The sequence below is a fragment of the Dyadobacter fermentans DSM 18053 genome (genome assembly GCF_000023125.1).
Taxonomy (GTDB): domain Bacteria; phylum Bacteroidota; class Bacteroidia; order Cytophagales; family Spirosomataceae; genus Dyadobacter; species Dyadobacter fermentans.
Map to the genome: position 1 here is coordinate 3,475,393 of NC_013037.1, position 25,713 is coordinate 3,501,105.

Annotated in this window: 24 protein-coding genes and 1 riboswitch; of the genes, 16 read left to right on the forward strand and 8 right to left on the reverse strand. The window is 52.2% G+C overall.

Annotation, left to right across the window (positions count from 1 at the left end):
* Nucleotides 1-22: 22 nt before the first annotated feature.
* The 4 genes from DFER_RS13900 to DFER_RS13915 form a co-directional block, all read right to left on the reverse strand.
* Nucleotides 23-1,888, reverse strand: a complete 1,866-nt coding sequence (locus DFER_RS13900) for a carbamoyltransferase family protein (RefSeq protein ID WP_015812277.1) — start codon at nucleotides 1,886-1,888, stop codon at nucleotides 23-25.
* Nucleotides 1,889-2,219: 331 nt separating this feature from the next.
* Nucleotides 2,220-2,603, reverse strand: coding sequence for an acyl-CoA thioesterase (locus DFER_RS13905; protein ID WP_015812278.1), 384 nt, complete (start codon nucleotides 2,601-2,603; stop codon nucleotides 2,220-2,222).
* 145 nt (nucleotides 2,604-2,748) lie between these two features.
* Nucleotides 2,749-5,070 carry a 5-methyltetrahydropteroyltriglutamate--homocysteine S-methyltransferase gene (metE, locus tag DFER_RS13910; RefSeq protein ID WP_015812279.1) on the reverse strand — a complete coding sequence of 774 codons (2,322 nt, stop codon included), beginning with the start codon at nucleotides 5,068-5,070 and terminating at the stop codon, nucleotides 2,749-2,751.
* Between the two features lie 223 nt (nucleotides 5,071-5,293).
* Nucleotides 5,294-5,514: riboswitch (cobalamin riboswitch) on the reverse strand.
* A 161-nt stretch (nucleotides 5,515-5,675) separates the two neighbouring features.
* Complete coding sequence (locus DFER_RS13915) at nucleotides 5,676-6,404, reverse strand: glucosamine-6-phosphate deaminase (RefSeq protein ID WP_015812280.1); 729 nt, start codon at nucleotides 6,402-6,404, stop codon at nucleotides 5,676-5,678.
* A gap of 147 nt (nucleotides 6,405-6,551) precedes the next feature.
* Between DFER_RS13915 and fumC the strand changes: the two genes are divergently transcribed.
* The 12 genes from fumC to DFER_RS13970 all read left to right on the forward strand — a co-directional run bounded on the left by fumC (nucleotide 6,552) and on the right by DFER_RS13970 (nucleotide 15,986).
* Nucleotides 6,552-7,955, forward strand: a complete 1,404-nt coding sequence (gene fumC, locus DFER_RS13920) for a class II fumarate hydratase (RefSeq protein WP_015812281.1) — start codon at nucleotides 6,552-6,554, stop codon at nucleotides 7,953-7,955.
* Nucleotides 7,956-8,027: 72 nt separating this feature from the next.
* Nucleotides 8,028-8,543: a HEAT-like fold family protein gene (locus DFER_RS13925; protein ID WP_015812282.1), complete on the forward strand. Its 516-nt coding sequence runs from the start codon at nucleotides 8,028-8,030 to the stop codon at nucleotides 8,541-8,543.
* Between the two features lie 47 nt (nucleotides 8,544-8,590).
* Nucleotides 8,591-9,532, forward strand: coding sequence for a D-2-hydroxyacid dehydrogenase (locus tag DFER_RS13930; protein WP_015812283.1), 942 nt, complete (start codon nucleotides 8,591-8,593; stop codon nucleotides 9,530-9,532).
* A 16-nt stretch (nucleotides 9,533-9,548) separates the two neighbouring features.
* Nucleotides 9,549-10,736 carry a galactokinase gene (gene galK, locus DFER_RS13935; RefSeq protein WP_015812284.1) on the forward strand — a complete coding sequence of 396 codons (1,188 nt, stop codon included), beginning with the start codon at nucleotides 9,549-9,551 and terminating at the stop codon, nucleotides 10,734-10,736.
* A gap of 34 nt (nucleotides 10,737-10,770) precedes the next feature.
* Entirely contained in the window at nucleotides 10,771-11,913 is a 1,143-nt protein-coding gene (locus tag DFER_RS13940; RefSeq protein WP_015812285.1) for an aldose epimerase family protein, read from the forward strand.
* 154 nt (nucleotides 11,914-12,067) lie between these two features.
* Nucleotides 12,068-12,259: a DUF4160 domain-containing protein gene (locus DFER_RS29610; RefSeq protein WP_229206266.1), complete on the forward strand. Its 192-nt coding sequence runs from the start codon at nucleotides 12,068-12,070 to the stop codon at nucleotides 12,257-12,259.
* A complete protein-coding gene (locus DFER_RS13945; RefSeq protein ID WP_143828734.1) occupies nucleotides 12,216-12,578 on the forward strand; it encodes a DUF2442 domain-containing protein in 363 nt (120 codons plus the stop codon). The genes DFER_RS29610 and DFER_RS13945 overlap by 44 nt, the downstream gene beginning before the upstream one ends.
* 24 nt (nucleotides 12,579-12,602) lie before the next feature.
* Nucleotides 12,603-13,226 (forward strand): hypothetical protein, encoded by a 624-nt coding sequence (locus DFER_RS13950; RefSeq protein WP_015812288.1) that lies wholly within the window; start codon nucleotides 12,603-12,605, stop codon nucleotides 13,224-13,226.
* Nucleotides 13,227-13,363: 137 nt separating this feature from the next.
* Nucleotides 13,364-13,987: a PspC domain-containing protein gene (locus DFER_RS13955; RefSeq protein ID WP_015812289.1), complete on the forward strand. Its 624-nt coding sequence runs from the start codon at nucleotides 13,364-13,366 to the stop codon at nucleotides 13,985-13,987.
* A gap of 34 nt (nucleotides 13,988-14,021) precedes the next feature.
* Nucleotides 14,022-14,207, forward strand: a complete 186-nt coding sequence (locus DFER_RS13960; RefSeq protein ID WP_015812290.1) for a LiaI-LiaF-like domain-containing protein — start codon at nucleotides 14,022-14,024, stop codon at nucleotides 14,205-14,207.
* 3 nt (nucleotides 14,208-14,210) lie between these two features.
* A complete protein-coding gene (locus DFER_RS13965; protein WP_015812291.1) occupies nucleotides 14,211-15,230 on the forward strand; it encodes a toast rack family protein in 1,020 nt (339 codons plus the stop codon).
* Between the two features lie 60 nt (nucleotides 15,231-15,290).
* Complete coding sequence (locus DFER_RS13970; RefSeq protein ID WP_015812292.1) at nucleotides 15,291-15,986, forward strand: M15 family metallopeptidase; 696 nt, start codon at nucleotides 15,291-15,293, stop codon at nucleotides 15,984-15,986.
* Here the strand turns inward: DFER_RS13970 and DFER_RS13975 are convergent.
* On the reverse strand, nucleotides 15,983-16,702 hold the full coding sequence (locus DFER_RS13975) for a head GIN domain-containing protein (RefSeq protein WP_015812293.1): 720 nt from the start codon (nucleotides 16,700-16,702) through the stop codon (nucleotides 15,983-15,985). The two genes, DFER_RS13970 and DFER_RS13975, sit on opposite strands and share 4 nt — an antisense overlap.
* Nucleotides 16,703-16,874: 172 nt before the next feature.
* Between DFER_RS13975 and DFER_RS13980 the strand changes: the two genes are divergently transcribed.
* The 3 genes from DFER_RS13980 to DFER_RS13990 are packed head-to-tail and all read left to right on the forward strand — an operon-like array spanning nucleotide 16,875 to nucleotide 20,373.
* Entirely contained in the window at nucleotides 16,875-17,495 is a 621-nt protein-coding gene (locus tag DFER_RS13980; protein WP_015812294.1) for an RNA polymerase sigma-70 factor, read from the forward strand.
* Nucleotides 17,496-17,497: 2 nt separating this feature from the next.
* Nucleotides 17,498-18,535: a FecR domain-containing protein gene (locus DFER_RS13985; RefSeq protein WP_015812295.1), complete on the forward strand. Its 1,038-nt coding sequence runs from the start codon at nucleotides 17,498-17,500 to the stop codon at nucleotides 18,533-18,535.
* 20 nt (nucleotides 18,536-18,555) lie between these two features.
* Nucleotides 18,556-20,373, forward strand: coding sequence for a peptidase associated/transthyretin-like domain-containing protein (locus DFER_RS13990; protein ID WP_015812296.1), 1,818 nt, complete (start codon nucleotides 18,556-18,558; stop codon nucleotides 20,371-20,373).
* 1 nt (nucleotide 20,374) lies between these two features.
* Here the strand turns inward: DFER_RS13990 and nadE are convergent, their stop codons facing one another.
* The gene (nadE, locus tag DFER_RS13995; RefSeq protein WP_015812297.1) at nucleotides 20,375-22,435 is read right to left on the reverse strand and encodes an NAD(+) synthase; all 2,061 of its coding nucleotides are present in this window, start codon (nucleotides 22,433-22,435) and stop codon (nucleotides 20,375-20,377) included.
* Between the two features lie 139 nt (nucleotides 22,436-22,574).
* Between nadE and DFER_RS14000 the strand changes: the two genes are divergently transcribed.
* Entirely contained in the window at nucleotides 22,575-23,810 is a 1,236-nt protein-coding gene (locus DFER_RS14000) for an ABC transporter permease (protein ID WP_041735103.1), read from the forward strand.
* A gap of 23 nt (nucleotides 23,811-23,833) precedes the next feature.
* Here the strand turns inward: DFER_RS14000 and DFER_RS14005 are convergent, their stop codons facing one another.
* The gene (locus tag DFER_RS14005) at nucleotides 23,834-24,994 is read right to left on the reverse strand and encodes a methionine aminotransferase (RefSeq protein ID WP_015812299.1); all 1,161 of its coding nucleotides are present in this window, start codon (nucleotides 24,992-24,994) and stop codon (nucleotides 23,834-23,836) included.
* 104 nt (nucleotides 24,995-25,098) lie between these two features.
* Nucleotides 25,099-25,707 carry a peroxiredoxin family protein gene (locus DFER_RS14010; RefSeq protein WP_015812300.1) on the reverse strand — a complete coding sequence of 203 codons (609 nt, stop codon included), beginning with the start codon at nucleotides 25,705-25,707 and terminating at the stop codon, nucleotides 25,099-25,101.
* Nucleotides 25,708-25,713: the final 6 nt, after the last annotated feature.

Consider the following 25,713-nt stretch of genomic DNA (forward strand, 5'->3'; position numbering starts at 1 on the left):
GTGCTCAATGAATAGAGAGGGGTTAATCGAGAACGAATTCTTCCTTCCAGTTATCTTTTTCCAGCCATTCCGGCTGCTGTTTTTTGTCAAAAATATAGTTACCAACCACGAGGTAATCCATTTCGGTGCGCATGAAGCAACGATAGGCGTCGTTTGGCGTACAAACTATCGGTTCCCCACGTACGTTGAAGCTCGTATTAACGATCACCGCGTAGCCCGTCATCGATTTAAAGGTATCGATCAGCTCATAATAGCGTGGATTGGTTTCCTTGTGGACCGTTTGGATACGCGCCGAATAGTCAATGTGCGTGATCGAAGGCAGGTCGGAGCGCTCGAAATAGAGTTTTTCGCGCAAATCCAGCGAGCCGTAGTTCGCAGGGACCGGCTTTCTGCGGCCTTCCGCCACCGGGTGAACGAGCAGCATGTAAGGAGAAATACCCTCATAATCAAAGTAATCGGAGCAATCCTCGGCTAGTACCGACGGTGCAAACGGCCGGAACGACTCGCGGTATTTGATCTTAAGGTTCAGCTTTTTCTGCATTTCGGCATTCCGAGGATCGCCCAAAATGCTTCGTCCGCCCAATGCGCGCGGCCCGAATTCCATCCGGCCTTGCACCCAGCCTACCACATTGCCTTCGGAAAGAAGCCTTGCCGCTTCCTGCGTGAGGTCTTTGAAGTTTTCGTAATGGGTGTAAACGGCCTTATATTTCTTAGCAGTCAATGCCACATCGAGGTCGGAGAACGTCGGTCCGAGATAGGAACCGCGCATGGCATCGGCCTTCCAGGTGACTGTTCTTTCCTGCCCGTAATAGATGTGATAGGCAGCCTGCGCGGCACCTAGCGCCCCACCGGCATCACCGGCAGCAGGCTGAATGAAAATGTCTTTGAAAATGTTCGCTTTTTGCAGCTTACCGTTTGATACACAGTTCAATGCAACACCACCTGCCATACACAGGTAATCGGCGCCGGTGAGTCGTTTCGCTTCTTTCGCCATTCTCACAACCGCTTCTTCGGTAATGTTCTGGATGGCGAGGCCGAGGTTACAATGCACGGCTTCGAGCGCATCTTCCGGCCTCCGGGTTTTGAATCCGAACAATGCTTCCCACTTGTGCTCGTTGACCATTTTCAGACCTGTAGCATAATCGAAATAATCCTGGTTGAGCCAAACCGATCCGTCTTCTTTCAGATCGATGAGCTCTTTGAGAATAATATCTTCGTAACGTTTAATATCCGGTGATGTTGGGTTACCATACGGTGCAAGCCCCATCAGTTTGTATTCGCCTGAGTTCACACGGAAGCCCAGGAAGTAGGTAAATGCGGAATAAAGCAACCCGAGTGAATGCGGGAAGCGAAGTTCTTTGAGAATGCTGATATCTTTTCCTTCACCGAGGCAGATCGAAGCCGTGGCCCATTCGCCCACGCCGTCGATGGTAAGGATCGCCGATTTTTCGTACGGGGACGGGTAGTAGGCGCTGGCTGCGTGCGAAAGGTGGTGCTCAGGAAAGAGCATCTTCACTTTTTTCTTCTTTTTGTCGTAGCCCAGCTTTTCCAGCTCTTCGTTAATGAGCCTTTTGAGGAACATTTTTTCTTTGATCCAGACCGGCATCGCGGTGAGGAACGACCGCACACCCTTAGGTGCGAAGGCATAGTAAGTCTCTAATAATCTTTCAAATTTCAGGAGCGGTTTGTCGTAGAAGACGATCGCATCAAGCTCATTGATAGACAGCCCGCCATATTCTAGGCAAAAGGCAACTGCATTGGAGGGAAACCCTGGGTCGTGCTTTTTTCGTGTAAAGCGCTCCTCTTGTGCTGCGGCGACAATTTCGCCATTATCGATTAGAGCCGCAGCCGAGTCGTGATAGAAAGCCGAGATGCCTAAAATTTTCATTAAAACCTGATTAGAATAATACGTACAGTTTCAACCTACACCGTTCAAAAGGCGTGCAAGATAAGCATTTTGGGTAACCCCGCAATCCCGCAACCCGGCCAATTTGCCTTTACAATTTTATTAAACGGTTCGAAATCAACCCAATAAACGCGCAGGATAATAAAATCTTAATAGCTCAGCTGCAAATGCCTGCCCTAACCCACTTATTATGAAGAACTTCGAAAGCGGGAGTATTTCGCTACACAATATTCGTACCGCAAGATAAATTGTACAATTTCATGCGCAGGTCTTGCGAATCCACGCTCACTCTCCGGCCATACGCAATCTCGTTTCAGACGATTTTAGTAGGCTTGTGATGCTCATCCAGAGCCACAAACGTGAAAATCCCGGTCACTGCCTTTTCACGGCTTTCCTCATACATTTTCTCCACAAAAATGTCCACACGGACCTTCATACTGGTATTTCCGACGGTTTCTACACGCCCTACCAGCTCAATGATCGTCCCTGCCGGAATGGGGTGTGTAAAATCGATACGGTCTGATGAAACAGTTACACATCTCAATCTTGAAAAGCGGGTCGCAGCGATGAAAGCGACTTCGTCCATCATCGACAACGCGGTGCCGCCGAAAAGCGTATCGTAATGGTTGGTGTTATTGGGGAAAACAGTTTTAAAAACGTGGGTTTCCGAAGCGGAGATTCTTTCTTCTAATGTCAAAATGAAACGTGTTAGTTGTATTGTTATCGGTTGGCTTGGTCAGGTGCGGTCAGGTGCGGTCAAGAGTGGTCGGTATTGTCAGGTATAGTCAGGTAGCTCATGACTTTCCTGACCACGCTTGACCACACCTGACCATTCCTTGTCGCTACCCGGCCACTGCGACCGATTCACGCAGCAAGTTAGCCGCAGAAATCATGTTACGCAAAGCGGCTTCGGTTTCGGGCCATTTGCGGGTTTTCAGGCCGCAATCGGGATTCACCCACAGGTTGCGAGCCGGGATTACCTTCAAGGCCTTTTCGAGCAGCACCAGCATTTCGTCCACCGACGGCACGCGCGGGGAGTGAATGTCGTACACGCCAGGGCCTATTTCGTTCGGGTAGTTGAACTGCGCGAAGGCATCGAGCAGCTCCATTTGCGAGCGTGATGTTTCGATCGTGATCACATCCGCGTCCATGGCGGCGATGGACTCGATGATGTCGTTAAACTCCGAGTAGCACATATGCGTGTGGATCTGCGTCTGGTCGGCCACGCCTGCGGCACTCAGGCGGAATGCGTCCACGGCCCATTTCAAGTAGGATTTCCAGGCATGTTTCCGCAGCGGCAGGCCTTCACGGATGGCCGGTTCGTCGATCTGGATCACCTTAATGCCCGCCTTTTCCAGGTCCACCACCTCGTCGCGAATGGCCAGGGCAATCTGAAATGTCGTGTCTTTTCGCGGCTGGTCGTCCCGCACAAACGACCATTGCAGGATCGTTACCGGGCCCGTGAGCATGCCTTTTACAAGCTTTTGGGAATTGGCCTGCGCGAATGCCGACCATTGCACCGTCATCGGTTCGGTGCGCGCCACGTCGCCGTAAATGACGGGCGGCTTCACGCAGCGACTGCCATAGCTTTGCACCCATCCATTTTGGGTAAATACAAATCCCGAAAGCTGCTCGCCGAAATATTCCACCATATCATTCCGTTCGAACTCGCCGTGTACCAGCACATCAATACCCAGCTCTTCCTGCCACCGCAGCGAGTCCACGATCTCCTCACGAATGCGGGTTTCGTATTCTTCCAATGTCAGCGCACCTTTTTTGAATTGCGCCCGGAGTTGCCTCACTTCGTCCGTTTGCGGAAACGAGCCGATGGTCGTGGATGGAAATAGCGGCAGTTTCAGTTTTTCCAGTTGAACGGATTGCCGGATGTTGAATGCATTCTGCCGGTCGAAATCACTTTCGTGCACTTCGCTTACCCTCGCTTTTACCACCGGCTTGTGGATCAATGCAGACTTGCGACGGCTTTCGATCGCTTTTTGGTTGTCGGTAAATGCACTATCATGCGCATAATCTGTCGTCGAGAGCCTTGCTAAGGTGGTGACTTCCGCCAGCTTCTGTTTGGCAAATGCCATCCAGTTCTTGATTTCCGGCGTGAGCACCGCTTCATTCTTTTCCAAATCGAGGTCATAAGGGCAATGCAGCAGCGACGACGACGGCGCAACCCACACCCGCTCTTCGCCCAGCACATTTACCGCAGCCCCAATCCATTCGAGCGACTTTCGGTAATCGTTTTTCCAGATATTCCGGCCGTCGATCACGCCCAGCGAAAGTTTTTTAGTGGAAGAAACGAATGATTCATCGGCCAGGATTTGAGGTAACGTTTCGGCACCGCGCGTCAGGTCGAGGTGCAAGGCGTCCACCGGCAATGCGGCTGCAATGGCCAGGTTATCTTCCAGCGGCCCAAAATAGGTCGTTACCAGAATGCGCAGCTTTGGCAGTGCTTCCCGGATCTGGCTATATGCGCTCAGGAAGGCAAGCTTTTCTTTTTCATTTAAATCCAGAACAAGCCCCGGCTCGTCGAGCTGCACCCATTCGGCACCTCGTGCGGAAAGCTCTTTCAGGATAGATATATAAACAGGTAAAAGACTATCAATCAAATCAATCCGATCGAAACCAGCTTCCTTTTCTTTACCCAAAATCAAATAGGTAACCGGCCCCAGCAGCACGGGTTTAGTCACGATGCCTTTATGCAATGCATCTTCAAATTCGAGCAAAACCTTCTCCGAATACCGCTTGAACCGCTGGCCTTTCACGAACTCCGGCACGAGGTAATGGTAATTGGTATCGAACCATTTGGTCATTTCCAGGGCATTGATATCCAGCCCGTTCTTCTGATAACCGCGCGCCATGGCGAAGTAAAGGTCGAGCTCCTTGTTCGATTTGCCGTCGAGCAACTGATGATAACGCTCGGGAATGGCACCCACCATGAGCGACGTGTCGAGCACATGGTCGTAGAGCGAAAAATCGTTGGAAGGGATCAGGCCAAGGCCTGCATTCTGCTGCGTTTCCCAGTTCTGGTGGCGAAGCTTACGGGCGACTTTCTGCAATGCATCGCGGTCGATAGTGCCGACCCAGAACTGTTCGCTGGCCTTTTTGAGTTCGCGGTGGCTGCCCACGCGCGGGTAGCCGAGGTTGTGTGACAACATACTTTTTTGTGTTTAAAGAGTTAATAAAAACCCTGTGAAAACACCCCCCATCCCGACAAAAACGCCTGTTGCGGACGCTGGCCGGTACTTCATTCCATGGCGGCAACACGCAGCTTTCCTGCGAAAACGAACCGATACAGTCCCCCCGAACCAGCCGGAAGCCTGTGGTACTGCCAAAAAATGGGGTAAATCAATACTTGACTGCTCCCCATCCGTGAGGGAAAAGCCATTGAGGATGATGGCAAGTCTCCTGGCTTGTATCATTTTCACCGCCCTTCTCGCCGCGCCGGGGCGCTGCAATGGGTCGCGAGGGTAAAAACAGGCCCTGAATGCTCAGAGCGGATACTTACAGTAGCACGACTGCCCGTGAATTGCACACGGTTCCTTTTTGTTTTGCTCGATTTTGGCTGAGGGCACCAAAGGCAAAAACCACCATCCCGATTGACGGGCGTTCACAAAGAACTGCGTCAAATTTAGGCGCAACCGTCATTCAGCGGTAAAAGGGCCTGCGAATTCAGTGAAGTAGGAAGAAATTAAAGGTTTCGGCTGGATAAAATATCTGAATTGGGATCGAAAAAGCGGTCTGAAAAGTGATTTCACTATTACTAAATCAACTCCGCCGCATCGGCATCCAGTATGAACTCTGCATTCAGGTGATTCTGCAAAACCGTTGCCGGGAAGTCCTTTGAAACCGGGAATGCGAGCGCCCGTTGGATAACCGATGCCTTCGCTTTGCCGGAGGCCAGCAGGATAGCGGCGCTGGCGTCGAGAATGTGACGAATGCCGACGGTAATGCCCCGGGTAAGGGCGGTGGGCTGCTGGAAATACTTTTGCCCTACTTCGACCGTAACCGGATCGAGCTCGGAAATGTGGGCGTAACTGTCCCACGACGTGCCGGGCTCGTTGAGCGCGAGGTGGCCGTTCATGCCTACGCCGAGGACGATCAGGTCGAGGCCGCCGAGGCTTTCGACGATCTTGTTCACGCGGTCGCATTCGGCCTGGGGGTCGAAGGCTTTGCCGTCGAAGAACACGATCTGGTCCTCGCGGAGGCCGATGGGTTTCAGGAAATCGCGGTCGAGCAGGTCGCGGCAGCTGCCGTCGTCGCCGGCGCCGAGGCCAATCCATTCGTCGAGGCCTACGAAAATGCATTTAGAAAAATCGACTCGACCGTTCTGGTTGGCGGTCACCAGGGAATCGAACATGCCTTTCGGCGAACTGCCCGACGGGAAGCATATCACCGAATCGGGTTTATGGTTAATCAGGTCGATCACGCGCCCTGCGGCGGCGGAACTCATGTATGCGTAATCCGGGTAAATATTGATTTTTGGAGTCATGAAAAGCAGGATTTAGGGTGTTGATCCGCCAATCTAACCATTCTTTTTACGCGGCTGAACATTTATCCAAAAAAAACGCCGGAAACTCCAAAGCCGATCCTAACTTTACCGCGCATTGTTCATTTACATTATCATTCTACTTCAAAAATGGAATACCGTATAGAAAAAGACACGATGGGTGAAGTGCAGGTGCCTGCCCATGTATACTGGGGCGCCCAGACGCAACGCTCGATCCAGAACTTTCCTATCGCACAGGATATCAATAAAATGCCGAAGGAAATCATCAAAGCCTTCGCATACCTGAAAAAAGCCGCCGCTATTACCAACTTCGAGGCGGGCATTCTCCCACAAGAAAAAAGCGACCTGATCGGCAAAGTTTGCGACGAAATCCTCACCGACCAGCTCGACGACCAGTTTCCGCTGGTAGTGTGGCAAACCGGCTCGGGAACGCAGTCGAACATGAACTGCAACGAGGTGATCGCCTACCGCGGGCACGTGCTGCAAGGCGGCGATCTGGCCGACAAAACCAAGTTTTTGCACCCGAACGACGATGTAAACAAGTCGCAATCGTCCAACGACACCTACCCTACCGCAATGCACATTGCGGCTTACAAAATCCTGGTGGATGTGACGATCCCCAGCATCACGAAGCTGCGCGATACATTGAAAGCGAAAGCCGAAGCATTTAAGAATGTGGTAAAAATCGGCCGTACGCACTTCATGGACGCTACGCCGCTCACGCTTGGACAAGAGTTTTCCGGCTACGTTTCGCAGTTGGATCACGGTTTGAGGGCCATTCACAATTCATTAGCGCACCTTTCGGAGCTGGCATTAGGTGGTACCGCCGTGGGAACCGGCATTAACACGCCGGCGGGCTATTCCGAAAATGTAGCGCGCCACATTGCGTTGCTCACCGGTCTGCCGTTTGTAACAGCAGAAAACAAATTCGAAGCGCTAGCTGCGCACGACGCGATCGTGGAAGCACATGGCGCATTGAAAACCGTTGCGGTGAGCCTGATGAAAATCGGTAACGACATCCGGATGCTTTCTTCGGGCCCGCGCTCGGGTATCGGAGAGATCCATATCCCTGATAATGAGCCCGGAAGCTCTATTATGCCGGGAAAAGTGAACCCTACCCAATGCGAAGCCATGACCATGGTAGCGGCACAGGTGATGGGGAACGACGTGGCGATCAGCATCGGTGGTTCCAACGGCCACTTCGAACTGAACGTTTTCAAACCTCTGATGGCCTACAACTTCCTGCATTCGGCCCGTTTGATCGGCGATGTGTGCGTTTCGTTCAACGATAACTGCGCGGTGGGAATCGAGCCGCTGCATGAGAATATCAAGAAGCACGTGAACAACTCGCTCATGCTTGTGACTGCTTTGAATACCAAAATCGGTTACTACAAAGCTGCCGAAATCGCGCAAACTGCTCACAAAAACGGCTCTACGCTTAAAGAAACGGCTGTGGCGCTGGGTTACCTCACGCCGGAAGAGTTTGATGCATGGGTGAAGCCGGAAGGCATGGTGGGCGAGATCAAAATATAGGTTAGTCCGAAAAAGAATGCTGCGAATGCCCTGCCGAAATGTGGGGCATTTGCATTTAAACATCTGATAATCATGAATATCAGAAACGAACTACTGGCGGATGTTTATCAATCCAAACAGAAGGCGACGCAGGTAGCCATGTACGCCTGCACTTCCGAAGAGGCATTCAGGCAACTCATGCATTGCTTCGAATCGGACGAGTACCGCCTCGCGCAGCGTGCCGCCTACGCGCTGAGCATTGCCACGGAAGAGCGGCCCGAGCTGATTCGCCCGTATATCGGCGTGCTCGTGAGCCAGCTGAAACGCACCGGTATTCATGATGCCGTGGTCCGCAACAGCGCCCGCATTTTGCAGGAAACCGAGATTCCGGACGAGTTTCACGGCGAACTGATGAATGCCGCATTCGAGATTATCGCCAACCGCCAGATAGCCATCGCCATCCGTACATTTTGCCTGACTATCCTTTTTAACCTTTCCAAAATTTACCCGGAAATCCGGAAAGAGCTGCGGGTATTCCTGGAAGAATCGGTCGAATACGAACAAGCGGCCTTCCAATCGAGGGCCAGGAAGATCCTGAAACGCATTTGATTACAGTTAAATCAATTTACCTTGCTTCTTTAAAACAAAAACAATAGATGATCATATACTGCCATTCCTTACTCGACGATCCCCTTAATGCCAAGCTTCGCGACGCACTTTCGCCGCAGCATCAGGTCCATTTCCGCACAGAATCGGCCAGTAACGAAACGCTGAAATCGTGGTTTGCCAGCGCCGACTACATCCTCGGCAACCCGCCGGTAGCGTGGTTCGAAACCGTTCCTACCAATCTGAAATTCTGGCAGCTGGATTCGGCAGGGTTCGATCAGTATGCATCCATTGCCATTCCCGAGGATATCAAAACGGCCAATATGGGCGACTGGTTTGCGCGCCCGTGCGCGGAATCGATCGTGGGCGGCGTGCTGGCGTTATACCGCGGCATCGACCGGCTGACGCTTTTGAAACAGAAAACAGAGTGGATCGGAACGCCATTGCGCGCCGAATTGAAGCTTTTGTACAAACAAAATGTGGTAATTCTTGGCGCAGGGACGATCGGGCAGTCGGTCAATGCAATCTTAAAAGGGTTGGGCTGCACCACCCATCTGATGGCACGCACCTCACCCGATGCCGATATCCGTAGCAAGGAGGATTTATTTAATGAATTACCCCATACCGATCTCGTAATCAATACACTACCTGGCACAGCACAGCATTTTGTAAACGCTGAGTTCATATTAAAAATGAAAGACCAGAGCGTTTACGCGAGCGTGGGACGGGGCAGTACTACCGACGAAGATGCGTTGATTGATGCATTAAGGTCCGGAAAACTGGATGGCGCGGTGCTGGATGTGACCGAGATTGAGCCCCTACCGGCAGATAGCCCGCTATGGCAAATGGATAACGTGATCCTCACACAACATACGGGCGGCGGCCACAAAAATGAGCATATGGGGAAAGTAGATTTATTTCTCAACAATATTTTGGCAATAGAAAACGGCGCCGCCATCGCCAATGAAGTGAACCTTGTAAAAGGCTATTAAACCGACCGAAACTGAAATGTTAACCACAGAAACCGATATCGCAGAGGGTATCCAGGACAAGTATTTTTTGAAATTCGGCACCGCCACGCGCGAAACTGTGCGCGTGTTCCGCTCCCCCGGCCGCATTAACCTCATCGGCGAGCATACCGACTACAACAATGGCTTCGTGCTGCCCGCGAGCGTGGACAAAGCCGTGTATTTTGTGATCGCCCCGCGCGAGGACGACCAGGTGATCCTCTACGCCGCCGACCTCGACCAAACCTATGCATTCTCACTCGACGACCTTTCGAAGCCCGAAAAGTCGTGGCCGCATTACCAGATCGGTATTGTGGAGCAAATCCAAAAGAAGGGTTTGAAAATCGGCGGTTTTCAGGCGGCATTCGGCGGTAATGTGCCGGTAGGCGCCGGGCTGTCGTCGTCGGCGGCACTGGAATGCTGCCTGCTGTTTGCCTTGAACGAAATTTACGGATTGAACCTCGACCGTTTCAGCATTGTGAAAATGTCGCAAAAATCTGAAAATGAATATGTAGGCGTACAATGCGGCATTATGGACCAGTTTGCTTCGGCATTTGGCAAGGAAGAATCGGTGATCCGCCTGGACTGCCGCTCGCTCGAATACGAGTACTTCCCGTTCCCGATGGACGACTACCTGATCGTGCTTTGCGATACGATGGTGAAGCATTCACTCGCCAGCTCCGAATACAACACCCGTCGGCAGGAATGCGAAAAAGGCACTGCCATACTGCAACAATACGACGCCAATGTGCTGAGCCTCCGCGACGCGACGCCCGCATTGGTGGAAGAACATCAGGATGAAATGGGCGATGTCGTGTACCGCCGCTGCAAATTTATCACCGAAGAAATCCAGCGGGTGCAGGATGCCTGCGACCTGCTCGTGCAAGGTAATCTGCCCGATTTTGGTAAAAAAATGTATGATACGCACTTCGGATTGCAAGACGAATACGAGGTAAGCTGCCCGGAACTCGACTTCCTCGTGGCGCAGACATTGGACGACGACTCGGTGCTTGGCGCGCGGATGATGGGCGGCGGCTTCGGCGGTTGTACCATTAATCTGGTGAAAAAAGAGGGTGTGGATGCTTTTGAAGCTAAAATGAAGCAGGCCTATCTTGAAAAATACCAAATCGACCTGCCTTGCTACCGCGTGAAAATCACGGACGGCACGGAGGAAGTCGCGCTCGCATAATCTGACCATTTACAAATACTCTTAACCTTTGACTATGAGAAGAATCCCTTTTTTACTCACCGCGCTGGTTGGCCTCGCCATTTTCAGTTGCTCAAAAACCAAGAATGAAGAAAAAATGATCAGTACTATTTCCAAAGAGGCTTTCGGCCAGCTCCCCGACGGCCAGCAGGCTGACCTTTACACGCTGACCAACGCCAACGGCATGACCGTGAACATTACCAACTACGGCGGGATCATCACCAAACTCACCGCACCGGACAAAAACGGCGAATGGGCAGACGTAGTGCTGGGTTTCGACTCGCTTCCTCCCTACCTGAGCGGACACCCGTTTTTCGGCGCGCTGGTGGGCCGCTACGGCAACCGCATTGCGAAGGGCAAGTTCAAATTGAATGGCCAGGAATACTCGCTGGCGATCAACAACGGCCCGAATGCGCTGCACGGCGGCACGAAAGGCTTCGATAAAGTGCTTTGGAAAGCAACCGAAATCAAACAGGATTCGGTGGTAGGCCTGCAACTGGAGTACACCAGCAAGGATATGGAAGAAGGCTATCCCGGCAACCTGACGGTGAAAGTAGTGTACACGCTCGATAACGACAATGCGCTCAGCATCGACTACACGGCAACCACCGACAAACCGACCGTGGTGAACCTGACCAACCACTCGTACTTCAACCTCACCGGGCTGAAACGCGATGTTCTCGATCACGAAGTAACCCTCGAATCGGACAGCATTGTGCCTGTGGACACTACATTGATCCCAACCGGCAAACTCCGCGCCGTGGAAGGAACGCCATTCGACTTCCGCAAAGCAACTAAAATCGGTGCGGGCATTAACAAAACCGAAGACGAGCAAATCGCTGCCGGCGGCGGTTACGACCACTGCTGGGTGCTGAAACGCAACGGCGACGGCCTCGTGAAATTCGCCACCGTACGCGAGCCCGAAAGCGGCCGTGTGATGGAAGTGTTCACCACCGAACCTGCCGTGCAATTCTACACCGGCAACTTCCTCGATGGCACATTAAAAGGCAAAGGTGCCACCTACGTAAAGCGCTTCGGCTTCTGCCTCGAAACCGAACACTACCCCGATTCCCCGAACCAGCCGCAGTTCCCAACCACGACGCTGAACCCGGGTGAAACTTATAAGACGACTACGAAGTATCAGTTTTCGGCTAAATAAGTAGCAGACTCAACATTCTTTCATTGCATAACCTCAGGCGAAGAACAGGCCGCGCAAGCGACCGTTCTTCGCCTTTGTTCGTTTCTGCCACTTTTTAGCTAATTTTGATATGCCAACAGTGTTATACGTTAATGGTTACCGCTTCTTTTTCTGGATGAATGAGCACGAACCTATTCATATTCACGTTGAAAAAGGCAAATGTCATGCGAGGATAGTGCTGGTGCCGGATATAGTGGTTTCCTATAACCATGGCTTCAAAAGGAATGAAATGAGGACCATCATGGATATAATCATTTGCAACTATGAAAAAATCATTCAAAGCTGGCACAACGCCTTCAATAAGTAAAGAACTTCAAATTCTTCTTACCGAGGCGGGTGATGATGATGTGATTGATATCGCCGATGATCTTGACCGCATGATATTAGATAGCGGACTGCAAATCCGCCATTTCGGCTTTGCCAGAGATCTCGACCTGGCACTTTTTATTTTAACCAACAAAAGGGTGATTACCAGGTCATTATCATCATTTCCCGATCTAAAAAAAGCGGAGGATTATGATCTGGATCAATATAGAATTTCAGAAATGGGCATTCACTGGCCCGAACTTGACGTAGACATCAGCCTTCGCGGATTACTTCAAGAAGAGAAGGTTTTAACCAAATAGTTGACATACATAGTACCGATTTCAATGCTTACTAAAACCGTAAAAATCAGCAATGTTACCAACCTTTCCGATGCGCGTTATTGTGCGGGAATGGGTGTGGAAATGCTTGGTTTTTCCATCGACGAAGATTCTCCCAATTATATTTCTCCAAAAAAATTCGAGGACATTTGCTCCTGGCTCGCGGGCGTGACGCTCGTGGCCGAAACCGGCAAAACCGATCCCGATGCCATTTTAGCCGCCTTGGCTGAGTACCCCGTGCACGCCGTCCAGGTGAATGACCCCGGATTGCTCAATTACCTGCGCGCCGAGCTGGGCCTGCCGCTGCTGCTGCGGATCAGCGTCGATATTTACGATGCCGAAGAAATTGTCCCGATTTTAAGCCGCTATGAAGGCGAAGTGACGCATTTCCTGCTCGAAAGCGACAACGACGCTGAACTTTCCGAAGTGTGGATGCAGGTGCTTGGTACGATCGAAGCCGAATATCCGGTCCTCGTGGGCTTCGGGCTGGACAATGAATTTACCGTGAGCGCGCTCACAGAACTGCTGCCCAACATCGGCATCGCGTTGCGCGGCAGCGAGGAAATCCGTCCCGGCTACAAGGATTTTGGCTCGATGATGGATATTCTCGAAGCACTCGAAGAGCAATAACACCGCATTTCACGCATTAAAACACATTCTCACTGAAAATATCCGCTTAACACGCCCTCCCGCCGATAATAATTTTCCGGTTTACAGTATCTTGCATTACATACTACCTTTGATTACAAATAAACACCAGACTAATCATGGAAAAGAAATTGCATCGCATACCTGACCAGGCAGTTTTCGGGGGAGTTTGCGCGGGAATCGCTCAGTATCTGCAAATTGACGTCGTTATCGTGCGCGTCCTGTTTGTAGTAATGGCCCTACCGATATTGCCTCCCGGCTTCGGAATGACGGGATTGATATACATTATCCTGTGGGCAGTGTTGCCGACCGGCCCGGCCGGTGAAGTTTACACCGCGCATACCACATTCGGCTCCGAGCCATCCAAACCGGCCGAGCCGCTGTTCGACAAGAAGCGGTCCGATCAAACGATGATGATCCTGGGCGGCGTGCTGATTTTCTTCGGAGCATTAATGCTCGTGGACGACTTCCCGATCTGGTACCAATTCAAAAAATATTTCTGGCCCATCGTGCTGATCGGCATTGGTGCGTTCCTGATCCTTCGCCAGCGTGACAAGGAGCAGGAGAACAAAGGAACGGTATATCCCACCACGCCTCCGCCAACGGAACCCGTAGATCCGGGACCCGATCCGCAGCCGTACACCCCATTTTCGCCCGGCTCTACGGCGCAACCGCATTTCCCGGAAGATCCCGAGCTGAAAAAGCCCGGCACCGATGACGACGACGTCATCAAGGTCAACTGACCATACCCCGAATCTTACCATAAACCATAAAGCCATGAACTTCAAGAACATTTTTTGGGGCGTGATGCTGATTGTTATCGGCGCGCTCTTCCTGGTCGAAGAACTGACCGCATTCGATTTCGGACGTTTCTTCTGGCCCATTATGCTGATCGTAACCGGCGGGCTGCTGCTGTTGCGCAACTTCCTGAATTCCGACAGTGCTAACCGATCAAACATCTAAGACATGAGAAACTCAAGAGGCATCGTTTGGGGTGGCATGCTGATCATCTTAGGGGTGATATGGCTGCTCCGGAGCATGGATCTGCTGAATATCGACTGGGACGCCGTGCTGCCCTACTGGCCCGTGCTCCTCATTCTCGCCGGCGCCATCCTGATGGCCGCAGGCCGTGAACGCGGCTCGGGCGGAATTGTCGCGCTGCTGATCACCCTGGCGGTTTTTGGAGGGATCGTCAACAAAACGCACCAGGCTATCGACGACCGCGACAACTGGCATTTCGGCTGGGACGACGACCGCGACTACGGCCATGACCGCGACGATGATGACTACGACAACGACGACAGCGACCGCCGCAGAGACGAAGATTATGAGCGCGACCGCCGTGGCGGACGGCCTATCAACGGCTCCTACAATTATGAAATGCAGGATTTTATTCAAAAGGCCAATTTCAACCTGGAAGGCGGCGCGGGCTCGTTCTCGCTGGACGGAAACACGCCCAAGCTTTTTGAAGCGGCCACCAAAAGCAATGTGGTAGGTTTCAAATCCACTACCTCGGTGAACAAACTCAACAATTCCGCCTCCGTTTCCCTGAAAATGGAAGAGGGTAATGTAAAAATCAAAAACGGGGAAATCTCGAACCAGGCGAAAATCCACCTGAACGACCGCCCTATCTGGAACATCGATCTCGGCATCGGCGCCGGTAAGGGTAATTTCGATTTCAGCAATTACAAAGTCGAGAAACTGAAAGTGAGCACGGGCGTTGCAGATATGGACATTCGTTTGAGCGATAAACTGCCTGTGGCCGTAGTCGAAATTGAGGCGGGAGTAGCCTCTGTTACGCTCGAAGTGCCCGAGTCGGTAGGCTGCGAAATGCGGATGGACGGCGCACTGAATGCAAAAAATATGGAAGGCCTCGAACGCGTGGGCAACGGCCATTACCGCAGCTCCAACTACGACACGGCTCCGAAAAAAGTGATTGTGCATTACGAAGGCGGATTGACCAGCATTAATATCAAACGTTACTAGGCTGCCGCTCCGGTCTCAGCAAAAAGAATATCTTTGCAGCCTTTGCAAGGATATTTTTTTATGCTTAAAACTGCCATTTACCTCCTGCTTGCCGGGTTCACCGCACTGCCCGCCGCAGCCCAGTCGCCGAAACCGCTTCCTGCCATCGAGCAAAAGATGATCGACCGCGGCCTTGTGGATATTCAAAAGGTCGACGCCGGTATTCTGGTGGAATTGAAATACTCCACAACAGACAATTTCATCGGCCGCGACGTGTACGGCGAACTCACGCGCGCATACCTGCAACCGGAAATGGCAAAGCGGCTGGCGAAAGCGAATGCATTGTTACAAAAAGAAAAGCCAGGTTATAAGCTGCTCGTGTACGACGCGGCACGCCCCAATTCGGTGCAATACGACTTGTGGAATGCACTGGATAATCTCAAAATTCCGGCAGGCAGCAAAACGATGTATGTAGCCGATCCGAAAATAGGTTCAAACCACAATTTTGGCTGCGCGATCGACCTTACCGTGGCCGATGCAAACGGCAAACCGCTGGACATGGGCACTAAATTCGATTTCTTCGGCCCGCTGGCTTACCCGCGGTCCGAGCAGGAAATGCTGAAAAAAGGAAAGCTGACGGCCCGACAAGTCGAGAACCGCCAGCTTTTACGAAATGTAATGACGCAGGCCGGGTTCAAGGTGAACACGACGGAATGGTGGCATTTCGATGGAATGTCGAAAGCGCAGGCACGCGCCCGGTACGGGATAATTCCCTAGTCGGCACGCACGCTACTGCCACCAGTAACTTCCTTTTCTACTTTCGGATTGCCACGGTAGCGGACATTGCTCGCGCCGCTTGCCTTCACATCCAGCAAGCGCGTCACCCAGACTTTGGCATTACTGGCGCCCGAAACCTCCATATCCGACTCCTCCGTTTCGAGCGAGAATGCATTGAGCTGCGATGCGCCGGAAGCGTCACCGTCCAGGAACTTCACCTTCCCGAATGCATTGAGCTGCGACGCACCGTTGATATCGAACTTCAAAGTAGTGCCGGTGCCCTCAAAATCGCATTGCGACGCGCCCGACAGCTCGATCTCGATGCTCGGCAGGTTCACGAAATCTTCGATCCGGGCATTCACCGCACCGGAAAAATCAACGCCTTCGAGATCCGGCATCGTAATGTCGATATCCATTCGCTGGCGTTTTTTCCAGGAATTTTTGTAACGCGCCGTCAGCTTGCCATCCTGCACAAAAATGTTCAGATCGTCGAGATCGTTGCGCTCGCCCGTGGCCGACACTTCAAATGCAGAACCTGATACCACGTGAACGCGGATCGCGTCGCTGACTTCCAGTTCATCGAAATTCCGAAAATCGAACGTACGCGTGGTTTCGCCCCTCGGCGGAATGTCTTCGTCCTTATTGACATACACACAGGATTGAAAGAGCGAAGCAACTGTAAATGCAATTGAAAGTGTAAGAAATCTTTGTTTCATAGCTAAAAGATGATGTTTTAAGCTAGGACAACTGCCCCCTTTAATCCCCCTATTCAAAAAAATAAAATTTCTTGTGGGGGTAGCCGGTCAGTGAGTTGTCTCATTCCAAAGGACATCCAAAATGACCGCTCTTCTATATCAGGAACCGCTAATCGAAAGAGATTATCTATTTTTGACCGAAAATCAAAAACAGATAACGGTGCACTCTTCCGACCCAGAAATAGTCAGCGCGATAAGGCGGGGCGATGAACAGGCTTTTGAGCAAACCTTCCGTACCTATTATCAACGGCTGTGCAACTACGCCTGCACGATGCTCAAAGATGAAGAAGAATCGGAAGAGGTCGTGCAAACGGTTTTCCTGACCATCTGGGAAAAGCGCGAGGACCTCGAAATTACCCTTTCACTGAAGTCGTATTTGTACCGTGCCGTGCATAATCACTGCCTCAACCGGTTCAAGCACGCTACCGTGCGGGAGGCGCACAAGGATTACACCATGTACTTTTCGAGCGGCTCATACGATTCGGTTACGGAGGTGATCCACGCCGGTGAGCTGGAAGAGCGCATTGAACGCGCCGTGAGCACATTGCCCGAGCAATGCCAGAAAGCATTCAGGCTGAGCCGTTTTGAAGAATTGAAGTATCAGGAAATTGCAGATCAGTTGGGAATATCCATTAAAACGGTGGAAAATCAGATAGGGAAAGCATTGAAAATTCTGCGCGCGGAACTGGCGGATTACCTGCCGGTTACGCTTTGGTTGTTTGGTAGCATTGTTGAACAGTTAATCGGATCGTAACCATGAACTCATCTCATGCAAACATATCGGAGGAACTGTTGGCACGTTACCTGGCCGATACTGCCTCCGAAGCGGAAAGAAATGATGTGGAAGCATGGCTCGCCGAATCGGAAGCCAATGCACGCGAGCTCGCCACCTACCGGCTGATCTGGGACCACACGGCTGCCATGAAGAAAAGCAGCGTGAAAGTTGATACCGACGCTGCCTGGAACAAAATGAAGGGCAAAATGGCGGCCAGCCAACCGTCGGCGGTTACGTCGGAAGCTCCCATTCGTGAGCCGAAAACCATCGAGTTCAGGCCCGAGGTTCAGAAACGCCGGCTGCCGGTGACCGTCTGGGCAGCAGCCTTGGTCGCAATTCTCGTGATGGCATTCGGATGGTTTTTCCTCATCGCCGACAAAACGCCCAAGGCAATGGAAGTAGCGACGGCCGACAACACAACCGAACAAATCCTGCCCGACGGCACCAAGGTTTTCCTTAATTATAATTCCAAACTCACTTATCCTGAAAACTTTGCGGGCGATCTCCGGACGGTTTCATTGCAGGGCGAGGCGTTTTTCGATGTGAAACCCGATGCTGCCCACCCGTTTGTAATCCAGGCGAATGGCACCGAGATCCGGGTATTGGGCACGTCGTTCAATGTGAAGGCATATAACGAAGCTCCTGTGCGTGTGGATGTTGCAACGGGCAAAGTGCGGGTAACCAAAGACGCGCACCGTGTGGACCTCGTGAAAGGAGAAAGCGCCGAAGTGCTGAAAGACTCCATCCGCAGCCTGCAAGCGAATATGAACCTGATGGGTTACCGCACGCAGGTGTACGAATTCAATGCGGCCGATCTGCAAGACGTCGTGAAGTCGATCCGCGACGGTTATCATGTGGATGTCCGGCTCGCGAACGATAAAATTGCGCAATGCAGGCTCACGATCCGGTTTGAAAAAGAACCGGTGGACGCCACGCTGTCCGTGATCGCCGAAACCCTCGACCTAAACCTGCGCAAAGAAGGAAAGGTTTACTGGCTCGACGGCGACCCCTGCCAATAGAAACTACAAGTTATCCTGCTTTGAAACAACTTTACAGAATTGCTTTCTGGTGTATCTGCGTTTGTCTGCTCCCGGGCCATATTATTGCCCAGGAGCTGCTGGAAAAGCGCATTAATCTGAAAGTAACCAACCAGCCGCTCGACGAAACCTTACAAAAAATCGGGAACACCGGTGGTTTCAGCTTTTCGTACAGTCCGGATATGATCGACGTGAAAAGCCGGGTATCGATCCAGGCTGAAAACCGGACTATCCGCGAAATACTGGTGGCGATTTTCAAAGACAAGGTCACATTCAAGGAGCGGCGCCGGTATATTATCCTGCAAAAGAAACCGGAAACCGAAAAGCCGCAGGAAATCGAAAACTTTGACCTGAACGGCTACATTATCGACAACAAAACCGGTAAGAAACTCGCCAACGCCAGTATTTACGAGCCGGTGACGCTGGCTTCCGCGGTGAGTAACCAGTTTGGGTATTACAAAATCCGCCTTCCGGCGGCGAAGTCTTCACTGCGGCTGGAAGTCCGGCGGGAAGATTACATCGGCAAATCCATTGCTATTCCCACGCGGAAGGACACGTATTTGCAGATTTTGCTCAACCCCGACACATTGAAACCCATTTCGGGCAAAATGGCTACGCACACACCCGTGCAGGTAGACTCGCTGCATACGCGCGTGATGATCCCGCAATTCGAGGTGGCGAAAGTAGATTTGCCGCGCGACACGATGTTTATCGACAGTTCCGCCAGCGGCAGGGCCATAACCTGGGCCGATTACCAGTCGCTGCGCCAGAAATACCGACGCGTACAGAACAAATTCGTGAGCGCATTCGCCTCCGCGAAGCAAGCCGTGCACACCCGAAATATCGAAGACACGCTCTACGCGCCATTTCAGGCGTCGGTTTTGCCGTTTTTGGGCACCAATCATGGGTTGAGCGGGAACATTGTCAATGAATACTCGGTCAACCTCATCGCCGGATATTCGTTGGGTGTTTCCAAATTTGAAGTAGGAAGCCTCATTAACGTCGTGCGCGGCAATGTAACGGGTTTCCAGCTGGCCGGCGTGAGCAACGTGGTGGGAAACAATGTAACCGGCTTTCAGTATGCCAACGTCCTGAATATGACTTTGGGTAATTTCAAAGGCTTCCAGGGCACACACCTGCTCAACTACATCGGCCGTAACCTGACGGGCTTCCAGGTGGCGGGTGTGGGCAATGTGGTTGTGGGCGAACTGCATGGCTACCAGTTCTCGGCGGGGTATAACTATGCTCACACGGTCCGCAGCGGCCACCAGATCGGGACGGTAAACTATGCCGACTCCACCGCGACGATCCCGTTCGGACTTTTCAGCTGGGTGCGCAGCAATGGCTACCGCCGCTACGAGTTTTCTACCGACGAGTTCAATTATTTCAACACGGCATTCAAAACGGGCGTCAGCCGGTTTTACAATATCTTCAATCTCGGCTTCAACGGCCTTGCCAAAGACAAACCGATCGTGACCATTGGCTATGGCTTCGGTACGGCCCAGGCATTGGGTAAAGGCTGGACTGCCAATGCGGACTTCACCGGAAGCCTCGTGATCCTTGAACACAACAGTCCGGGCGACATCGGTCAGGGGCTTGTGAAATTCGCATTAGGTATGGAGAAAAAAATCGGCTCGCGCTTCGCCCTGTTCGCCGGCCCGTCGCTGACCACATTCTTCGCCAACGACTCCGGCCTGATCAACCCGGAAGGTAAAAAGGGCATCGCGCCCGTGTGGGTAGGAAAAAAGCCCGACGGTACCACCACCGTCTACGGCTGGATCGGCTTCCAGGCAGGGATACGGTTTTTGAATAGGATTTAGATCAAAACCCAATCCGCTTTCTGCCGTTTTGCACCGCTGCGCCGTTTACGTAGGCGCGTAGTTCAGCCAGTTCTTTTTCGAAACCGCCTGAGAGGATCGGGAAGCGGCACCAGGAGCGCGGGTCGAGGTTGCGGTCGTCGAGGTGGAAAGAGGGTGCGTAGCGTTCGCGTTTCCATTGATTGCGGCTCCACAGCTTGAAGAACCGCTCCGTCCAGCCCAGCAATTGTTCGGTACTATAAATGTCTTTGTAGCGAACATACAGGTTCCGGTACGATTCGAGCGGGGATTTTTTATCGCGGATCGCCAATCCTTCCAGATCGTTCAGGAACTCGTAAGGCATTAGATCGGCCTCGTCGGTTTGGGTTTGTGCCAAAGGCCGCAACTCGGCTGTCGGCTGCAAGCTGTTCACCTTTTTCAAACCTTCGATGCGGATATGCCGGCCTTTCACTTCGCAGCCCACGGTTTCGAGCCAGCGGAGCCATTGGCGCAGGTAATGCTTGTCGATCCCCGCAAGCGGACTGATGCTCCCCGAAGTATCGCCGTCCATCGTAGCGTAGCCCACTGCGGCCTCGGAGCGGTTGGACGTTGCGAGCAGGAGGTGGTTCGACAAATTTGTGAGCAGCCACACGCCCGGGGCACGGACCCGCGCCTGGATGTTCTGCAATGCGATATCATCCTGCTCCCAGGTCAGTTTGCGGCCGATCTGATCTTCAATGAGCCCTTTGTAAGTTTCAACCAACCCATTGATATTTACATTATAAAATGTAGAACCGATCGATTCAGCCAGCGACTGCGCCGATTCGAGCGTATCGGAAGAGCTGTTTTCCGTGCCCTGGTAAATATTGTGTATCAATACTTTGGCCAAATCTTCTTCCGTTTTGGCATCCTGAATGTCCTTTATGTAAGACAGTTTCTGCTTGAAGCGCTCCATGCCGATGCTTTCGTCCGCCAGCCGGATCATCAGCCCGCACAATGCCGTGCAGGCACAGGAATCCGCTCCGCCCGACAGCGAAATGGTGAACCCATTCGAACGGCTTTTCCGCAGGTAATCAAACAATGCGAGACATTCTGCGCGAGCGAACTCTTCCTCCTTCAATGCACCGCCTTTTTCAAACGGCTCGATATCCGGTACCTGCGGCAGCACGGGCTCTATTTCCGGGAAGTCGTACCGCGCCGGCACACGCCACGTCCGCTCCTTCGGCGGCACGGTGATCTTGCTTTGTATCTGACTCAAACGCGTGTACTCGGTATCGATCACCGCCGTCGTAATCAGGAAATCTTCATAGCTGAACCGCGGACTGGAAGCGAGCAGGTCGCCATTGGACGCGATCATCGCATCGCCGTCGTAAACAGCCCTTCCAGCCTCATTACCAAGCAGATTGGTATAAATATAGCTGCATGAAAACGACCGGGACGCGTCCACGACCAATTTTTCGCGCACCATAAACTTATTGAATGCAAAATGGCTGGCGCTTGGATTCAATATAATGTCCACGCCGCGCTCGTAATGCCTGCGCGCGGGGCGATTGGCCACCCAGCCGTCCTCGCAAATTTCGAATGCGATCTTCACGCCATGCGAGCCCCCGAGTATCGGTCCCGCGGCTACATCAAAAATCACATCGCCGATCGGGTAAAACATCTGGTTCACCTCGATGCTCTCCACCACTCCCGGCTGCCAGGGCTTAAACCACCTCGCCTCGTAGTGGATACCATTGTTCGCGAGGTTCTGTTTGCAGTAAAAACCCGCGATTTGCTTGTTGGAAATCAGGCAGGCGGCATTGTATAAACTTCCGTTATGCCTCAGCGGCAGACCTACCGCTACGATCATTCCGGCGGTTTCGTCAACGATTTCGAGGAAGCAGCGCTGCGCTTGTTCCACCATGTCGGGAGCGAAAAAGTAATCGTCGCAGCCGTAGCCCGAAATGCACAATTCGGGCAGGCAGAGCAGGCTAACCTGCTGCTTTCTGGCTTCTCTGATCGCTTCGGTGATATTTCGGGTGTTGGCCTCCCAGGCCATGGGTGTCTGATTTACAACTCCGGAAGCTACTTTGATCAATGGCATGGATAGTGGTATTATTTTTCGGATTCGGTAATGTGTTGGAATAAATCCAGAGAGGCAACTTAATAAAAAAAAGCCTTTTTCGAACCGGTAAGGTTTTTTCCTATTTTTGTCAACAACTTATTTAAAGAACAGATTCCTCTTGCAGTTCCCCTCATTTATCGCCAAACGCATTCGTCATAACGAAGCTGGATCTTTCTCCGCTACGGTTTCACGGATCGGCGTGGCCAGTATCGCGATCAGCGTGGCAGTGGGGATCATCGCATTTGCCGTACTGCTGGGTTTCAAGCAGACCATACAGCAAAAAATATTCCTTTTCGGCGCGCACATCAATGTAAATGCATTTTCGCAGGGAAATACCTACGAGGAAGGTCCACTGCCATTGAAGAATCCCGTGTCCGACATCCTGCCCGCTCTCCCGGAGGTGAAGCGCTGGCAGGCAGTTGCCCACAAATCGGGCATTTTGAAAACGCCGGAGGAGATTAAAGGCGTGATCCTGAAAGGTGTAGGCAAGGATTACGACTGGGATACTTTCAAACAAAACCTCGTGGAAGGCAAGCTCATCACGCGATCCGATTCGTCTTCCATTAAATACGGCTATTCATCGCAGATTCTGATCAGTCGCAAAATCGCTTCGCAAATGCGCCTGAAAACCGGCGACGATGTGATCATGTATTCGCTCCAAAATCCTCCCAGACCAAGAAAACTGACCATCGCAGGGATTTACGAAACCGAAATGGAGGAGTTTGACAACAACCTCATCCTTGGCGACATCGGGCTCGTTCAGCGGCTAAATGGCTGGGGCGCCGATTCGGTGGGCACTTACGAAATTTATCTCAAAGACTTCCGAGACCTCGACGCGGTCACCGGTAAGCTCCGCCGCGAACTGCCGCCGGGGTTGTATTTGCAAAAAGTGACGAGCCTTTTCCCCCAGATTTTCGACTGGCTCATTCTTCTCGACCGCAATACGGCGGTATTCCTCACGCTCATTCTTTTCGTGGCTTGCTTCAATATGATCTCAATTCTGCTCGTGATGATCATGGAAAGAACGCCGCTGATCGGCTTGCTAAAAACGCTGGGAAGTCCTAACCGGCAGATTCGGATGGTTTTCTTCCAGGTCGGTCTGGACCTGGTACGTCGCGGGCTGGTGATCGGCAACGTGGGCGGATTGCTGCTTTGCTGGCTGCAATATCAGTTCAAGCTCATCCCGCTCGACCCGGTTAACTATTACATGGATACCGTTCCGATCGTGTTCGACTGGGGAATTTTCGCGATGGTGAACCTCGTCACAGTGGTCATAACGGCACTAATCCTGCTTATCCCAACGCTCATCATCACACGGATACAGCCGATCAAGGCATTGCTATTTAAAAAGTAGTCCTTCCAAAGTATATCAATCAGTTACCACACCGCCTTGTTCAACAATCCTGCGGCTTTCAGCAGCGTATCGTCGTTTTTCGCAAAGCAGAACCGCAGCGTTTTGTAGTCGGTTTCCCGGGCATAGAAGGCAGAAACGGGAATGGTAGCGACGCCTGCTTCTCTCGTCAGCCGTTCGGCAAGGGCTACATCCGCTTCTTCCGAAAGATTTGCGTAGGAGACATTCTGGAAAAAGCTGCCTTCCGAAGGTTTCATGATAAAACCAATGTCACGAATTGCGTCGTTGAACAAGTCGCGCTTCCGCTCGTAGAATGCCGACAGCGCCAGGTAATGCTCCGGCTCGGCCAGAAATTCGGCCACGGCAAACTGGAATGGAGTAACCACGCTGAAAACCAGGAATTGGTGGATTTTGCGAAATTCGGCCGTGAGCTCGGCAGGCGCAAGGCAGTAGCCGAGTTTCCAGCCGGTTGTATGGAATGTCTTGCCAAACGAACCGCACACAAAACTGCGCTCGGCCAATGCGGGCACAGAAGATACCGAAATGTGCGCTAGTCCATCAAAAACAATGTATTCGTAAACCTCGTCGCTGATCACAACCAGGTCGTGCGCCTCTGCGAGTGCGGCAAGCGCATGTAAGTCGGCAGCCGTCCAGACCTTGCCGGTGGGGTTATGCGGTGTGTTGACGATAATCGCGCGTGTTTTCTCCGTAACCCTTGCCGCCACGGCCTCCCAGTCGATGTAATCATATTGCGGGTCGAGCGTGACAAACACCGGAATGCCCCCGCTGAGCTCGATCGCCGGCACGTAGCTGTCGTAGGCCGGTTCGAAAACGATCACTTCATCGCCCGGATACACCACCGTGCTGATTGCCACGAACAATGCCTCGGTGGCGCCGCTGGTGACGGTAATTTCTGAAACGGGGTGGTATTCCCTGCCCGAAGCCTCGAACGTCTTCCGCGCGATTGCCTCGCGCAGCGGCAGCGCACCGGGCATTGGCGCATACTGGTTTTTGCCCGATCGCACATATTTATCGACCAGCCGCTGCAAGTCGGGAGAACAATCGAATTCCGGAAAACCCTGGGCCAGGTTCAGCGCCTTATGCTCTTCGGCCAGGGCCGACATTTTGGTAAAAATGGTAGTCCCGACGTTGGGAAGCTTCGATTGCAACCTCTTTTTCAATAACATATCCTGAAATCGTATCAAACAAAAAACCGTGTCTGCGGCAGAACCAAAGATAATGCATGGCTGCCAAGCGGACACGGTGTTAATGCCAAAGTATGAAAATTCCGTTACCGGCCGTCGTAAATGGCTTTCAGAATCGCTTTCAGGTCGGGCGCATTATCGAAATTTTCATCTACAAACGCATAACCAATCCGACGGTCGCGGCCGAGGACGAACAGTGAGGGCGTAAAAACCTCGTCTGAAATGCCGGCAATGCGGTCCCAGATTGGCGACGTTTCCGAAAACACGCCGTAGGAGCGCGCAACATTGTAATTTTTATCGTGATAAATCGGCACTTCGGCGTCCAGTTTCCTGGCAATGCGCCCGATTTCCTTTTGAGATTCGTTCGTGAGGATCAGCAGCTGCCCGCCCAGCGCCTCCACCCGCGGCGCGAGTTCTTTCATGGCTTCCAGGTGTTTGGGCGCATAACTTCCCCAGCAGTTGCAGTAAAAGCTGAGAACCAGCGGTTTGAAACGGACCAAGTCAAGGACCGACCGCGAATCGCCATCGGACGAGCCGATCGTGAGCGAAGTAACCGGGAGCCCTTCCTCATTCCGGAGGTAAAACAGCGGTGCCGGTTCGCCAGCTTGGGGCGGTTCGATCTGTTCCTCGGTTAGCCGCTGTTTAAGCTGTAAAGTGGATACGTTGCCGAGTTCGTCTTCAATTTCGTAGTACATAATGCC

What these genes read in the sequence shown, in the direction of transcription:
- DFER_RS13900 (WP_015812277.1), bottom strand. Translation starts at nt 1,888, where the DNA reads ATGAAAATTTTAGGCATCTCGGCTTTCTATCACGACTCGGCTGCGGCT.
- metE (WP_015812279.1), bottom strand. Translation starts at nt 5,070, where the DNA reads ATGTTGTCACACAACCTCGGCTACCCGCGCGTGGGCAGCCACCGCGAA.
- DFER_RS13915 (WP_015812280.1), bottom strand. Translation starts at nt 6,404, where the DNA reads ATGACTCCAAAAATCAATATTTACCCGGATTACGCATACATGAGTTCC.
- fumC (WP_015812281.1), top strand. Translation starts at nt 6,552, where the DNA reads ATGGAATACCGTATAGAAAAAGACACGATGGGTGAAGTGCAGGTGCCT.
- DFER_RS13925 (WP_015812282.1), top strand. Translation starts at nt 8,028, where the DNA reads ATGAATATCAGAAACGAACTACTGGCGGATGTTTATCAATCCAAACAG.
- DFER_RS13930 (WP_015812283.1), top strand. Translation starts at nt 8,591, where the DNA reads ATGATCATATACTGCCATTCCTTACTCGACGATCCCCTTAATGCCAAG.
- galK (WP_015812284.1), top strand. Translation starts at nt 9,549, where the DNA reads ATGTTAACCACAGAAACCGATATCGCAGAGGGTATCCAGGACAAGTAT.
- DFER_RS13940 (WP_015812285.1), top strand. Translation starts at nt 10,771, where the DNA reads ATGAGAAGAATCCCTTTTTTACTCACCGCGCTGGTTGGCCTCGCCATT.
- DFER_RS29610 (WP_229206266.1), top strand. Translation starts at nt 12,068, where the DNA reads ATGAATGAGCACGAACCTATTCATATTCACGTTGAAAAAGGCAAATGT.
- DFER_RS13945 (WP_143828734.1), top strand. Translation starts at nt 12,216, where the DNA reads ATGAAAAAATCATTCAAAGCTGGCACAACGCCTTCAATAAGTAAAGAA.
- DFER_RS13950 (WP_015812288.1), top strand. Translation starts at nt 12,603, where the DNA reads ATGCTTACTAAAACCGTAAAAATCAGCAATGTTACCAACCTTTCCGAT.
- DFER_RS13955 (WP_015812289.1), top strand. Translation starts at nt 13,364, where the DNA reads ATGGAAAAGAAATTGCATCGCATACCTGACCAGGCAGTTTTCGGGGGA.
- DFER_RS13960 (WP_015812290.1), top strand. Translation starts at nt 14,022, where the DNA reads ATGAACTTCAAGAACATTTTTTGGGGCGTGATGCTGATTGTTATCGGC.
- DFER_RS13965 (WP_015812291.1), top strand. Translation starts at nt 14,211, where the DNA reads ATGAGAAACTCAAGAGGCATCGTTTGGGGTGGCATGCTGATCATCTTA.
- DFER_RS13970 (WP_015812292.1), top strand. Translation starts at nt 15,291, where the DNA reads ATGCTTAAAACTGCCATTTACCTCCTGCTTGCCGGGTTCACCGCACTG.
- DFER_RS13975 (WP_015812293.1), bottom strand. Translation starts at nt 16,702, where the DNA reads ATGAAACAAAGATTTCTTACACTTTCAATTGCATTTACAGTTGCTTCG.
- DFER_RS13985 (WP_015812295.1), top strand. Translation starts at nt 17,498, where the DNA reads ATGAACTCATCTCATGCAAACATATCGGAGGAACTGTTGGCACGTTAC.
- nadE (WP_015812297.1), bottom strand. Translation starts at nt 22,435, where the DNA reads ATGCCATTGATCAAAGTAGCTTCCGGAGTTGTAAATCAGACACCCATG.
- DFER_RS14005 (WP_015812299.1), bottom strand. Translation starts at nt 24,994, where the DNA reads ATGTTATTGAAAAAGAGGTTGCAATCGAAGCTTCCCAACGTCGGGACT.
- DFER_RS14010 (WP_015812300.1), bottom strand. Translation starts at nt 25,707, where the DNA reads ATGTACTACGAAATTGAAGACGAACTCGGCAACGTATCCACTTTACAG.